At 42.6% G+C, this 14,963-nt stretch carries 12 protein-coding genes; all 12 read right to left on the reverse strand.

The genetic code is table 11. From position 1 onward, the window contains the following. Positions 1-110 precede the first annotated feature (110 nt). On the reverse strand, positions 111-2,381 hold the full coding sequence (locus ACZ5B7_RS27405; protein ID WP_464491729.1) for a helix-turn-helix domain-containing protein: 2,271 nt from the start codon (positions 2,379-2,381) through the stop codon (positions 111-113). A 197-nt stretch (positions 2,382-2,578) separates the two neighbouring features. Next, a complete protein-coding gene (gene lacD / locus ACZ5B7_RS27410) occupies positions 2,579-3,580 on the reverse strand; it encodes a tagatose-bisphosphate aldolase (protein WP_464491730.1) in 1,002 nt (333 codons plus the stop codon). A gap of 12 nt (positions 3,581-3,592) precedes the next feature. After that, on the reverse strand, positions 3,593-4,531 hold the full coding sequence (gene lacC, locus ACZ5B7_RS27415; protein WP_464491731.1) for a tagatose-6-phosphate kinase: 939 nt from the start codon (positions 4,529-4,531) through the stop codon (positions 3,593-3,595). Continuing rightward, positions 4,528-5,706 (reverse strand): N-acetylglucosamine-6-phosphate deacetylase, encoded by a 1,179-nt coding sequence (nagA, locus tag ACZ5B7_RS27420; protein ID WP_464491732.1) that lies wholly within the window; start codon positions 5,704-5,706, stop codon positions 4,528-4,530. Before nagA ends, lacC begins: the two co-directional genes overlap by 4 nt. Positions 5,707-5,972: 266 nt before the next feature. Then, entirely contained in the window at positions 5,973-7,142 is a 1,170-nt protein-coding gene (locus ACZ5B7_RS27425) for an SIS domain-containing protein (protein WP_464491733.1), read from the reverse strand. Positions 7,143-7,155: 13 nt separating this feature from the next. Beyond that, a complete protein-coding gene (locus ACZ5B7_RS27430) occupies positions 7,156-8,058 on the reverse strand; it encodes an ROK family protein (protein WP_464491734.1) in 903 nt (300 codons plus the stop codon). Between the two features lie 184 nt (positions 8,059-8,242). Next, positions 8,243-9,001, reverse strand: a complete 759-nt coding sequence (locus ACZ5B7_RS27435; protein WP_464494584.1) for a carbohydrate ABC transporter permease — start codon at positions 8,999-9,001, stop codon at positions 8,243-8,245. Between the two features lie 89 nt (positions 9,002-9,090). Beyond that, positions 9,091-10,029, reverse strand: a complete 939-nt coding sequence (locus ACZ5B7_RS27440) for a carbohydrate ABC transporter permease (protein WP_464494585.1) — start codon at positions 10,027-10,029, stop codon at positions 9,091-9,093. A gap of 70 nt (positions 10,030-10,099) precedes the next feature. After that, positions 10,100-11,350 carry an ABC transporter substrate-binding protein gene (locus ACZ5B7_RS27445; protein ID WP_464491735.1) on the reverse strand — a complete coding sequence of 417 codons (1,251 nt, stop codon included), beginning with the start codon at positions 11,348-11,350 and terminating at the stop codon, positions 10,100-10,102. Positions 11,351-11,606: 256 nt separating this feature from the next. Beyond that, complete coding sequence (locus tag ACZ5B7_RS27450) at positions 11,607-12,881, reverse strand: Gfo/Idh/MocA family protein (protein WP_464491736.1); 1,275 nt, start codon at positions 12,879-12,881, stop codon at positions 11,607-11,609. Between the two features lie 87 nt (positions 12,882-12,968). Beyond that, positions 12,969-14,018, reverse strand: a complete 1,050-nt coding sequence (locus tag ACZ5B7_RS27455) for a LacI family DNA-binding transcriptional regulator (RefSeq protein ID WP_464491737.1) — start codon at positions 14,016-14,018, stop codon at positions 12,969-12,971. A gap of 186 nt (positions 14,019-14,204) precedes the next feature. After that, on the reverse strand, positions 14,205-14,939 hold the full coding sequence (locus ACZ5B7_RS27460) for a GntR family transcriptional regulator (RefSeq protein WP_464491738.1): 735 nt from the start codon (positions 14,937-14,939) through the stop codon (positions 14,205-14,207). Positions 14,940-14,963: the final 24 nt, after the last annotated feature.

Consider the following 14,963-nt stretch of genomic DNA (forward strand, 5'->3'; position numbering starts at 1 on the left):
ATATTCGAAAAAAATGAATATCCATTTTTTAAGAAAATGACTGTGGAGAAACGGTAAATAAACTAAAAAAGCATGGAATGGGACATTAAGTTCCAATCCACGCCAAAATGTTAACTGCTTTTTTCATATTGTCCCGGAGGCAGTCCTACATATTTCTTAAAAGTACGGATGAATGTGTTCACGTTGTTGAATCCAACCATCCCTGCCAATTCCTTTATTTTTACCTCTCTGTTTTCTAAAATCTCCTGCGCTTTTAAAATACGATATTTATTCAAGTAATCTTTATAATTTTCACCTGTATGATTTTTAAAAATGGTACTGATATAGCTGGAGGACAACCCAAATTCATCAGCAAGATCTTGAAGGGAGATATCCTTTTCATAGTTTTGCTGAATAAAATTTAAAAATTTCGTCGCAATCGACGTTTCCTCCTCACTTTCCTTTGTACTAATTTGCATTAACATCACTGAAAAAATCCAACGGATTCTCTCTTCTAATTGATCTTTATCATGAATTTGCTGAAGTTCGAAATGGAAAGTGGACATTTTATCACCGAAAATCTCTTTCGATGTTTTATTGGCTGCCTGCAATATCCGGTTAATTGTCCCTCTGATTGCAAACACGAATTGGGAGAGCGCATTCCTTGTCAGTTTCTTAGAATACAAATTTTCCTCAAGAATTCGATTTAGAATCGTTTCTGCTTTTTCACTGTTTCCCTGAACAACTAGCTGAATTAAGCTCCGTTCGACATCCAACGGAAAATAAAAGTTTGTCTGATCCAAATATGTGAAATCCTCGTATGAAAGGACTGTGTTCCTCTCCAAAGCGAATTTACTCTCCAAAATTTTCTGGGCACTTTCAAATGAATGATAAATTTGCTCCAGTCCGACTACCGGCTGACCGACAGCTGTACTAATATTAAGCTCTAATTCTTTATTCATCGCCTGAAATAACAGTGTCAATCTTGAAACAATATTTTCCACATCTTCCTGATGAATGATAAGCACAATTTTCTGATAGCCATATTCGAATAATTCACAGGCAAAAAACGGCTCAATTTCTTTTATAAGAATACCGAGAATTTGCTGCTTTACCGTCAAGATTCCCTCTTTCGAAAGACGTTCCTGAAGAATGACATTGGAATCAACCTCAATCATGATGACCTTCAAATTCCTCTGACTAACCTTGAGGGGAAAGCGCTTTAATTTCTCCGAAAAATCCTCTTGATTCATGGGACCCACAACCAATTCGTTAAGGAATTGCTGTTTGAGCGGCAGCTTGTTTTGCTCAATCGTCTCCTTCAGATTTTCGTTCATCGTGCTAATTTGATCGGTTGTATTTTTTATAAATGAAAGCTCATCATATCCTTCATAATTCTGGTATTGGGACAAATGATGAATAATATGTTGTATCGGACGATACGTTCGATTCACTAAATAAGCAGCTAATAGTATTCCTACTGTTAACAACGAAAGTCCAATTATAAAGGCTTTTAGATACACCCTTTTCATCGCCGCAATTGAAGCCGGCTTTGGTGAAAAATAAACATAATTTAAATTACTGAGAACAGTAGACTGTGTAAGATGAATATCGTACCTAGCATTTTCCGTCGTGACAGAGCCGGATTCAAAACTAAGCTCATCCAATTTAGCTAATTCCTTAGGATCTAGGATGTCCTTCACTTTGGCAGATTCTAAATTGGTCTGCAAATATTTTATTTCATCCTTAGTTACCAAACCAAACCCTTCCTTGTCCTTTCCATCCACGAAGGAAAAAAAACTTTTTACATAAAAAGAAATAAAGAATAATGTTTCTACTTTATTAAAATTTGTTTCCTTTTTAATTAATGTCAAATAATCACTATTATTTTCGTTCGCTAGGATCAAGACTTGATGATTGCCATATTGCGGCGTTGAATTATGTACATAATCCTCCAATGCTGAAATATTTTTTTTAGAAAATCCTAATTCCTTAAAAAACATTTCTCTGTTCACCGTTGAATCTTGTGTAACGACTACGTTATCAGCAAGGTTCAGTACGCCGCTTCTATATTCAAAATTTGCAAATGCTGAATTATTAATTTTCAACTGTTTCAACAATTGCAGCATTCGGTAATAATAGTCTTCTTTTTGATTTGGCCTAATGTAATCTTTAAATTCTTGGCTATTTTGTAACTGCATCAGTGCATTAAAAGCTACCTGGATTCTTGTATCAATACTTTTTTTTGCCTGCTCCAGCAAGATTTTCTGATGCTGACTTCGTTCCTTTTGGTACACTTCACTGCTCTCTTTATATAAGAGGAATGTTGTAACGGAAGAAAATAAGATAATAATTATACCGAAGTACATCAGCATCTGCCAAAATAACTTTCTCCTTTTCATTTTTACCTCCTAAATGTAATTAAGGTAGCGAACAGTAATAATTTCCTTCAATATTTTCAGTAAATCCCTCCAATTACGCGTACTTGCAGTTTTTATAGCGGATGAAAAAAGTTCGGCAGCTTAATATGAGACGAAAAGCCGGAATTCATGACGAATCCGGCCTTAAAACATTTGATATATTAAGATATTTCTTTTGACTAGCGATACATTCCAAGAGCGGTCTTTTCAAACCAAGAACTGGCCGTTTCTTTCAGGACTGCGTTCAGTTCTTGGATATTTCTACTCCCAGTGCCCTGGAGCCAAGCACGGCCTGCCTCTTCACCTTGTTCGGCAAATGGAGCAACACCGTTCTTCCAAGTAGCCCGGCCGCATAAGACACCGTTAAAGGTGGACCCGGATGCATTGGCAAATTTCAATGTTTCCTGGAATAATTGCGCACTTACGCCGGCGCTTAAGAAGATAAACGGAAGATCGGTTGCCTCGCTTTGTTCTTTGAAATAGCCGGCCGCCTCTTCCTTCGAATACGCAGCTGCTCCGTCCGTGTACCCTTCGACAAAGTTCATATCAACAGGAACTTCGACCTTCAAAACGTCTACTTGGTACTGCGGCTTAGAGAATTCCCGCATCGCTTCAATCACCTTATGCGGTTTCACTTTTGCGTACTCCAAACTTTTCGCATCATCGTTTTTGGCATCGTAAGTGACAATCTCAAGGAAAAACGGAATATCCTCTGCCGCACATTCAGAGCCTACACGTTCCATATACACATGCTTATATTCATTAATTTTTTCATCTTCATCCACATCGTAATACAGCAGGAATTTTACTGCATCGGCGCCGGCTTCCTTCAGGCGGCGTACCGACCATTCAGTCAATAAATCAGGCAAACGGCCAACAGCCGTGGCATCGTAGCCTGTTTTTTCATAGGCCACTAGTAATCCCGCTTCCGGATGACGGACACGTGCCGCAGGAAGCCCATATTCCGGATCTAATAGAATCGAAGTTGCATAGGGTGTCAGTTCTTCAGAAACTAATTGTTTAAAGCGGACGATCCCCTCATCGCCAACTGGACTTTTGCTGCCGGAGGCAATCATTTTCTTCAAGGAACCGCGCTGATCAATCGCTAATGCACCAATGATCCCATTTTCATCTGACAAACGTTTAAGGGCTTCTAGTTTATTTTTCGTTAGCTTTAACATAGACATTCACCTCTAGTAATCTATTTTTTCCACTTGAACCAATTCGAAAAATCGTCTGAAATGAGCTGTATTAATATGGCCTGTGGCTGCTTCCATCGTATTTAACATTCCTGTGGTCATCGCCGTTTTCAGCACAACCGTGGCGGGCTGCTTATGTTTCAGAGCAACAGCAAGCCCAGCTACCGTTGCATCCCCGGAGCCGACCGGATTCACTACATCAATCGGAGGGATGGTCACCCGGTAAAAATCTGAACCATGTTTAACAAAAGCACCTTCCCCACCCATTGATACGACAATCCATTCAATTCCCTGAAACATTTCGTCTCCTAACGCCTGCGACATGCTGCTAATGCTTTGCTCCACTTTTCTGCTGAGAAGCTGCGTTAGTTCCGTGATATTTGGCTTGATGGCAAATGGCTTTACTTTATGTAACAACACCTGACGCAGTGACTCCCCTGATGTATCAACAATGACAGGAATACCCTTATCCCGGCCCATCTCGACCATCCGCCGATAAAAGCTCGAAGGCAGACCTTTTGGTAAACTGCCAGAGATGGTCACCATAGAAACGTGGGGCAGAAGGTTTTCATATTTTGCTAGAAAGGCAGACCCGTCTTCATTCGTCAAGGTCGGACCTGCTTCCAAAATTTCCGTTTGCTTGCCGTCATGGAGAATCGCAATGCAGTTTCGTGATTCTTGGTTTATTTTTAAAAAATTGCTTTCAATCTCGTCTTTCGTCAATTCCTGAATGATGTAGTCGCCAATTGTTCCGCCTAGCACTCCTGTCGTGAGAACGTCCTCGCCCAACTGCTTGATGACGCGGGCCACATTTAGGCCCTTGCCGCCTGCGGTTTTGCTGGCGGCTTCGACCCGGTTTACATCATCGAGCTTGAAATGTGGGATTGGATAGGAAATGTCAACAGATGGGTTCATCGTGACCGTTAAAATCATCGAACTCCCTCTTTCTGCGTGAAGTTTTCGACCTTGTACCGACAAATACCATCAAGATACGTCGCCGCAAGCTCCAGGTCCGCTGTCAGCACAATAAAATCGGCTGCAAGACCATTGGCGATTTTGCCGCATTCCTCGTCCAGTTGAATGCTCTTCGCAGGTGCGGTGCTTGCCATATAGATGGCTTCCTCCGGGGTTGCAATTCCCCAATCGACGACATTTTTGACGGCATCGATTAATTGCAAAATACTGCCGGCCAAGCTTCCACTTTCTAGGCGTGCAGCCCCTTCCTTCACTACGACCGGAAATTCACCGAGCTGATAACGGCCATCCGGCATTCCGCCTGCCATCATACAATCGGTAACCAGAACCGTTTCCTTCCTGCCACGGGCATTCATTAAAATATTGGCGGCTGCAGGATGGACATGGTGACCATCACAAATAATTTCCGCAAACACATCCGGCAGAGCCATCGCCGCACCTGCCATCCCCGGCTCACGATGATGCACGCCGCTCATGCCGTTAAAGGTATGAACAAAGATCGATGCACCCTTTTCAACCGCCTGCTTTGCCTCTTCATATGTGGCATCACTATGTGCTAACGCCACCGTTACCTGATCCTTCACGGCATGTTCGATGAATTGGAGTGCCCCATTCCGTTCAGGAGCAAGCGCAATTTTTTTAATGAAACGATTCGATTTGGCTTGCCAGGTTTCCAGCTTCTCCACTGATGGGTCACAGAAATATTTAGTGTTTTGGGCGCCTTTATGTTTTTCTGTGAAAAATGGACCTTCTAAAAAGATTCCTCGGATTTTCGCTCCTGGAACGCTAGAATAATTTTCTCCAATCATCGTGACCACATCGTTCAATGCCTCCGTAGAAGACGTCAGAGTGGTTGGCAAAAACGAGGTCACACCGCACGAGAGCAGCCCCTCGGAAATTACCTTCAACCCCTCAGGGTCGTTGTCCATGACATCATGGTTTTGGAAGCCATGAATATGCGTATCAACCAAACCTGGAGCAATCCAATAGCCGGAATAATCGATGACTGTTGCAGACGGATTCGGCAGTTGATGATGGTAATAGGAAAATTTGCCCTCTTTAATTTCCAGATAACCAGGTCCTGCCACCCCATCCTCAAGAAAAAACTGATCTGCATAAATAAATAGATCCATACATGCACCTCTATGAATAATGGATGCGGATGACATCCTTGTTAATTTTTTGTCCCTATTCTAAGAGATTGTTGCTAATAAGGTTTCGCAAATAAAAATTGCAAAATCGCAAATAAAAGGGTTGAATTCGCAAATAAAATTCGTAAAATCGCAAATAAAAGTGCTGGATTCGCAAATAAAGCCTGAAAATTCCTCAAAAAAGTGTCAATATTACGCTTTGTTGCTTCAATTCTATAGAAAGAAGCAACAATATTTACGTTAACAGCCTAACTTTTATATTCGTGAATCGTTACCCCTTTAACCACACGGTTGACGGTTCCGCTCGGTGATGGGGTATCCGGTGTATTTCCAACTTTAATAGAAGCAAGCAGAGCGATTGTCTGCCCAACCATCACAAACGGCAGTGACAGATAAGCATCCGGTACAGTCCCTGCCTCACGGTCAAATAAGAATGTATCACCAGTATAATTGCTGTCCCCGTCAACAGAGATCGCACAAATGAGGCTTGCTACCTGATCCTGCTTCAATTCATTCAACATATCCAGATCGTACTTACGGGTATAAGGCTGGTTGGAAACAAACGTGAATATGACAGCTTTATCATTCACAAATGACTTCGGACCGTGACGGAATCCAAGCGATGAATCAAAAGCGGTAGCAATTTTTCCGGCAGTCAGTTCAAGAATTTTCAACTGTGCTTCCCTCGCCAAGCCTTCAAAGCCGCCTGATCCAAGATAAATAATCCGGTCAAAATCGACTCCAACCATTTTTTCTATTTCCGCTTCTCTGCAGATAACACTTTCACCCATGCCGCGGATGGTTTTGACAATCTGTCCTTTTTCTTCATCTGATAAGGAATCAAAAATTAGCAGAGCCGTTAAAGCCATACAGGTGTAGCTTCCGGTCATCGCAAAGCCTTGGTCATTGGATTTCTCCGGCATTAATAATAGAAGATTCTCATCATCCCCTGCTGCCCGCTGTGCCAGTTGCCCTTCCTTTGAGCAGGTAATCGTGATTTGGTAGAGATTCGTGACGATTTGCTGTGCAAGCTCAACGGTCGCCACACTTTCCGGACTGTTGCCGCTTCTAGCAAACGAAACCAGCAAAGTCGGGATATCGGCTTTCAAAAATTGATATGGGTTAGAGACAATCGCTGTCGTTGGAACACTCTGCACATCCCACTGTTTTTCATCGACTTTTCCTTTTAAATATGGTGTCACTGTGTCGCCGACATAGGCGGAAGTTCCAGCCCCTGTAAAAATGACGCGAACCCGTCCATGCTTTTCTGTTATGTTCTGCAAAAACACTTGGATTTTTTCAATTTTCTCATTATAAAGTGTAAACGTTTCTGCCCATAATTCAGGCTGTTGCTTGATTTCTGCTGTGGTAATCTCCGCACCTAACGGCTTTAATTTTTCCAAACTTAACGTAAACATTCTCAACACTCCCCTAATTTTCTTCAAATACCCTGAGGCCCGCTCCGACGATGCCGTTATCCTGCTTGATGGTGCTGACGGACATCCGCTGTAATACATGCTGTTGTTCAGGAATTTGATAGGATTTTAGTTTTTCTTTTATGATTTCAAGTAAAAAAGGATTATTGGCGATCACGCTGCCGCCAAACACAATTTGATGCGGATCTAATAGACAGGAAATCGAATAGAAACCCTGCGCCCAATGGTTCGTCACTTCATCGATAATTGGTTGGTACTCGGCCGCGCCCGCTTGATAGCGTTCAAAAACTTCCTTAGTCGATAGAGTCCCCGACAGTACCTTTTCGGCCAATTTTGCAATGGCTGGCCCGGCTGCCGCTTTTTCCAGGCGCTCTAATTTCCGACCAGCTACATTTGCTAGAATTGGAATTAATCCAAACTCACCGGCAAACCCCGCCCCTCTGAAAAAGGAACCTTGATGGATGATGGCACAGGAGATGCCCGTGCTGATGGTTACATAGACAAACGTTTCATTTCTGTTGCCGCCAGCCGCCTTCCACTCGGCAAAGGCGGCCGTATAGACATCATTGTCAATTTCAATTCGCTCGAGTCCAAATTGTTCCCTAAGGCGGTCAGCGACCGGAAACTGAGCCCAAGGCAGATTATTTTGAAAAACAGCGATTCCGGTCTCCCGGTCCACCTTGCCCGGTACGCCTACACCAATGCCTTCTATGTCAGTAATCGAAAAAGAAGAACCGTTCAGAACCTGTTCGATGGCTTCAACAACTCTAGTAAACATGTGCTCTCTATCTGAAGGATCACTTTTCACTTCGGCGCGCTTTAACAATTCACCGTTTTCCGAAATGATACCCGCCGCAATCTTTGTCCCGCCGATATCAAGGCCAATGGCTTTTTTCATACTTAGCACCTCGACTGTAAAAAAATTTATGTAAGGATGGGTTGTTGGTACAAGTTAATTTAAAGAAAAACTCATAGACACTGAAGCTATGAGTTCATTTACTTTGTAATTTTATTATAACATCCTTACTTGTAGGGTCAACCCAACAGATAAAAAAACTTCCTAAACGGTTCCGAGCAAATTCTTATTTTCCACCGGTAACGGCAATTCCTTCAATGAACTGCCTTTGCAGGAAGATAAACAGGATCAGCATTGGCAGGATGGCCAAGAAAGAGCCTGCCATGAGAATCGGATAATTGGTCAAATATTGGCCTTGCAGGGAGGATAAGCCGACTGATAATGTCATCGATTCCGGCGAACTATTAACAATCATTGGCCACATCAATTCGTTCCAGCTCCAAAGGGTAGTGAAAATCCCTAATGCAATTAATCCTGGTTTTGCGAGCGGCAGCATGATTTTCCAATAGATTTGGAAGTGGTTGCAGCCATCAAGCCTTGCCGCCTCCTCCAATTCCTTTGGCAGCCCCATAAAGAATTGGCGCAACAGGAAAGTTCCGAAAGCGCTAAACAATCCTGGCACAACAACAGCCGACAGCGTATTGAGCCAGCCTAACTTTACCATAATCATATATTGCGGCAGCAAAAACACTTGACCAGGTACCATTAACACGGTCAGCGCTAACAAAAACAAGACATTTCTGCCGGGAAATTCAATCCGGGCAAATGCATAGGCTGCAAGCGAACACAAAAACAGCTGGCCGACAGTCCGAAGCAGTGTGATGAAGACCGTATTATACATAAATTTAAAAAAAGGCAGGAGCCCAAACACCTCTTTGTAGTTCCCCCATTGGAACTCCTCAGGAATGAAAACGGGAGGCACATGAATGGACTCTTGATACGTTTTTAGCGAGGTGAGAATCATCCATAAGAAAGGCAATACCATTGCCACCGCTCCGACAATCAGGATGAAATGGATAAGGAATGTTTTACTTGTAACAAGCTGTTTTGTTCTTTGCAATGGTACCACTTCCTTTAATCATAATGAACCCACTTTTTCTGTAACACCATTTGAATCGCGGTAATAATTAGGATGACCACTAAAAGAAGAACCGCAATGGCCGCTGCATATCCTTTGTCATTCAATACGAAGGCATGCTGGTAGAACAAATAAACGATAGACTGCGTACTTTCTAATGCCGTACTTCCTTTTCCAATCATCATGAAAATCAAGTCAAACACCTGGAACGCCCCGATGAGAGACATGATGGTCACAAAGAAAATGACAGGTGAGAGCAGCGGCAGCGTAATCTTAAAGAATACCGTGATCGGGCCTGCACCATCGATTTCGGCTGCTTCATAGTACATTTTCGGAATTCCCTGCAGCCCGGAAAGAAAGATAACCATGTTATAGCCAATCCCACTCCAAATCGCGACGGCAATGACCGAATATAAGGCAATATGCGGGTCGGTGACCCATTGCGGCCCTTTGATTCCGATTAATGATAACAGATAGTTGAGCAGCCCGTAATCCGCGTTATAGAGCCATTTCCAAACCATAGCGATGGCGGCCGGCATGGTAATCACGGGTAAAAAATACAATGTCCGATAAACCGATTTCCCCTTAATATTCTGGTTTAACAAAACAGCGATTATAATAGATAGGAAGATTCCAATCGGCACAGTAAAGATTATATAGATGCTCGTGTTTTTAAAAGATTGCAGGAGCGTGGCATCCCCCAGCATCCGCTTGTAGTTATCGAGCCCAGTCCACTCATATTGGCCAAAAGAGCCCCATTCGGTAAAACTAAAGTAAAAATTTTGGATGATCGGCCACAGGTAAAAAATAGCCAGCCCCAGCATCGTCGGGGCAATCATCAGATACGCCCAAAAGTAATCTGAACGCTTTCTGGTCTTTGCAAGGCTCACACCCTTTAATTTTTTTGCTGGCTTGACTTCGGTCTGAAGAGGAATTTCTTTCACATGATTCCCTCCCTTTAAGGAAATGGAAGAGAAGAAATCAATTCTCCTCTTCTTTTTTTTACTACTTAGATAAAGCCTCATTTGCTTTTTTCGTTAATTCTTTTGCGGCATCTTCAATGCTTTCTTCTTGGCTCCATGCCTTTTTCAGGATATCGACCTCGTATTGCCAAATTTCTCCTGTGCTTTTCGCATTCGGCAGCGGCACAGAATATTCGCTTGCATCAATAAAGGCTTGAAGATTAAGGCTTGGAACAGATTTCACCCAAGTATCCTGCGCGCCGTTAAACGCTGGAATGACGGTTCCCGTTTTCGCATAAATCTCGGCAGCTTCCTTAGAGCCCAAGAACTGGACAAATTTCCATGCTGCATCTTTATGCTTTGTATTGGCCGCAATCACATTGGACAATCCATGAATCGCTGTTGCGCGTGTCTCTCCTTTTGGCAGGACGGTAACATTTAAATCAGGATTTTTCTTATATTCCGGTACCATCCAAGGGCCATCAAGCATCATCGCTACTTTTCCTGAAGAGAATAGTTCAGAAGCAGCCGTTTCGGTCATTTGTGCTTGTGTTGGCGATAAACCTTCTTTTATGAAACTTGTATAGAATTTAAGGGCTTCGACTGTTTTTGGATCATCAAATCCAGCCTTTTTGCCATCCTTGGAAATAACATAGCCGCCATTTTGCCAAATGAAATTATAATAGCCTTCTTGGTTGGCAATCGTAGACGCAAAACCCCAAACCCCTTTATCTTTGTTTGTCAGCTGTTTCGCCACATCTTTTAATTTATTCCAATCCCAGCTTTCATCCGGATACGGTACACCTGCATCGTCAAAAATCTTTTTATTGTACCAGAAACCGATGGTATCGTAGTCTTTTGGAATTCCATAAACTTTTCCGTCAACGGTATATAGGTCTATTAATGATTTCGGATAATTATCCAAGCTATAATTGTCTTTTTTTGCCATATCACTTAATGGAAGGATTACTTTTCCCTCTGCATACTGGGTAACGTGAGCCCCGTTCATCCACAGAACATCAGGCAATGCACCGCCCGTTGCTGCTGTTTCAAGCTTTTGGAAGTACTGTCCGTAAGGGGTAATCTCCGTTTTAACCTTGATGTTTGGATATTTTTCATTAAATAATTTAATAATATCTTCGATGGCTGGAAGTTGTTTTTTATCCCAAATGCCATAGGTTATTTCGACTTTCCCATCTTTAGCATCACTAGAAGCTTTGTCACTATCACTGCAGCCTGCAAGCCCCAATAATCCTAGAACCACAGTTAGAAGCATGATTAGCCATTTTCTCATCCTTTTGCCCTTCTTTCAAAAGTAGTTTAGTAGTTTTTCAATTCATTACTGTTTTTACACATAAGGGTTTTTCTAGATGATAAAAAATCTTCATGTTGATCCATTTAGGTTTCTCTTAACATATTTAGATAACGCTTACCACCTCCGTATCCAAACGTTTTCCTAATGTAGTTAATTATTCCATTCCTTCTTCTTGCTCTTAATTTATTATTGCATCACCACGAAAACGTGGTGTGACAATCCAATTTTTTCAACTTTAGGCTTTAATGGTTTCTTGTAAACTTTGATAATAGTCATCGATATTAATAGATTGTCCCTCATGCAAGCGGGATTCTTCAGCGGCAAATGCCATTAGGTGGCTTCTAACGGAAGCAGAAGCAGAAGAAACCCCGCCCTCGTTTTTGCCAATCTGGATCTCCCGGAGGAATGTTCTCATGATTCCATGATCACCGCCGCCATGTCCGCCCATAGGTCGATCGAAATGGATGACGGTTTCTTGCTTGGTCAGGAAGTCAAAGATAGACATCTTATTTTCTTCCATATTTCCGCGGATTTCTCCTTTTGTCCCCATAATCTGGACGATTCGCGTCTGCTCTCTTGTAAAACCGCACATGCTGAAGGTGGCTGTGGCACCGTCCTCGAACTCCATATTTACCACCTGATGGTCAACAACATTATTGTCGGAGCGGTACACGCATTTTCCGTAAGGGGTTTTATTTAAAGCTTTGATAATTCCTTCGTTTGTATGGTCCTCGGTGAATTTCTTTGCCCAGCCCTTTCCTTCGCCAAGATAATATCTACCAGCATGGAATGGGCACTCAAGCTCGGCAGGACAGCCATCCAAACATCGGAGTGGCGCACCAGCTGGGGCATTTTCCTCTTTGAAATGCATCAACGAGCCATAGGAGCTTATACGTCTACACTCTTTTCCCATCACAAACGAGATAATATCCATGTCATGGCAGGATTTCTGCAGAATCATTGGGCTAGACTTTTCTTTATTGTTCCAATTTCCCCTGACAAAGCTGTGCGACATATGCATGACTTCCACATTTTCATTCAGCTGCAGAGAGACCACTTCACCAATATCCCCACTCGCAATCACCTTTTTAATCGTGGACCAGAAATCGGTATATCTCAGGACGTGGCAGATGGTCAGCTGCCGGTTATATTTTTTCGCCTGCTGTTCCATCAAAATGCATTCCAATGGATCCGGGGACATTGGTTTTTCCAACAGAACATGATAGCCAAGCTCTAACGCTCTCATTGTCACTTTGAAGTGATCTCTGTCGAGTGTACAGACAATGGCGATATCAGCAATCGGCTGCTCCTTCTGCAACGCCTCTTCCCACGATTCATAACTATTTTCTGCCGGAATCTGATGGGCTTCTTGTACTTTTGTTCTTCTTTCGGCCCACGGCTCCGCGACACCGACAATCTTCAATTCATTCGGATAAGCCGCGGCATACGGCGCATAAGCCCTTGCCCCTCTGTCACCCGCACCTATCAGGAGTGCTGTCATTGTTTTCATAATCCTTCTCCTCTCATTTTGCATTCTTCGGAAAATTTTCCGTATTTTATCCAAACGTTTTCCGAAAGCTTTTAAAAAAGGAACCGTTTAGGTCCGTTTTATAGCAGATGACTCACGAATAACCAATTTAAAGGGCAAAATCATTTTAATAGGGAGTGTTACTTTTTCCTCTACCATTTCCATAATTGTTTTCGCTGCCATTTTTCCCATTTCATATTTCGGAATATCGACCGTTGAAAGCGGAGGTGATGAATATTTCCCCATTTCGATATTATCGACGCCAAAAAAGGCGATGTCTTCAGGAATTCTCAACTCATTTTCAATCACTGCCCTCATCGCTGCTATGGCCATCATGTCACTGGCGCATACCATAGCGGTTGGCAATGATTCAGGGTTATTTAGAATCAGTTGGTTCATTCCCTCATAGCTGTTTTCCATTTTCCACTTGGTGTTGAGGACCCAGTCCTGCCTAAGAGTAAGTCCCGCTTCGTCCACGGCAGCTTGGAAACCTTTAAACCGGGATTCATCATGCAAATCCTTATAGGTTTCATTTGCCCCGCCGCCAATAAACCCAATTTCTCGATGTCCTTGGCTAATCAAATGCTTAACAACCGTTTTAATGGCTTCCTTACGGTCATAATCGACAATGGCGATATTCTTATCCGTATAGAAAAAGTCCAGTCCTACCACAGGAATTGTTTTTCGTATGTAGTCAATCAGGCTGTCATCAATCCTGTCGATCAGCAGCAACCCTTCAATCCCCAAGTCATGAATCGCTTTAAGGAGCAGCGTTTCATTTTCAATCTCATCCTTGGTAATACTAATTAGGGTGTAATCATGATTGGTTAATGTGTCACGAATTCCGGTATAGATATCGGAAAAGTATGGGTTGATTTCCGCTTGCTTTGGATTGGCCACCCAGCCAATTTTCATCGTTCGTGTGTTGCTTTTTTGCTGTTTGTTGTGAACAAGATTCCGAGCATGCTGGTTCGGTGTATAACCTAACTCCTTAACCGCCTGCCAGATCTTATTTTTTGTTTCCTGATTCACATTCCGTGTTTGGTCATTTTGAATGACCCGCGAAACAGTAGAGATGGAAACGCCTACATGTTCAGCAATATCTTTTAATCTTACCACTAGTAAAACACCTCGAGGTCAAAGCTTACAACGGCAATCGCTTAAATTTTTTGAATTAATAAGAATATAGCACCATTCATAATTTTAAGTCAATAACCTTTGTAGTGAAATCTTGTTGAAAATTGTTTTCTAAAAAAGCCTCACTTCTGATTCTTAGTTGGTGAGGCCTTTTTGAAAAAATGAACTTTACGTAAGTTCTGTATAGAAACGACAGCGATCGCCGCGCACGATTGAACGGCAAAACTCCACCGGCTTCCCGCTCGTGTCAAAAGCAGTCCGTTCTAACAATAGAGCTGGTTTTCCGGCTTCTGTCTTTAGGTATTGGCTTTCATCTGGACGGATTAATACAGGTTCAAACGCCTCTCTTGCCCTGCTGACAACGACGTTAAATTCCGCCTCAAGCAAATCATACAAGGAGGTCTCCCCAACCCTTTTCAATGGCTCGATATTTGGTACAACCCTTTTGGGGAAAAAGGAGGATTCCAGAATATATGGGTCATCATCGACACAGCGAAGGCGCTTCATTTCAATGACCTGTTCATCGCCGGTTACCTGCAGTTCTTCAATGATCTCCGGGGTTGGTTTGACTTCCCGGATGTCTATGACAATGTCATTAGGGACCATCCCTTTTTCCTTAAAGCCCTTGCTGAAGCTGTATAATCCCATTAAGGATTGCTGCATCAGCTTCGGCTTCGCCACAAACGTGCCTTTTCCCTGAATTCGATAAAGCAGCCCGTCCTGAACCAGTTCCTCAATTGCTTTTTTTGCGGTATTTCTACTAACATTATAATCATTCATTAATTGATGCTCTGATGGAATTTGATCCCCAGGCTTCCAGTCACCACTATCAATCGACTGTTTTAATCTTTCCTTAAGCTGATGATAAAGCGGAATCACACTATCACTTTGCAATGGTTTCATCGTAATCTACCTTCCTCACGATAT

It is taken from the genome of Neobacillus sp. S1115 (genome assembly GCF_055385565.1).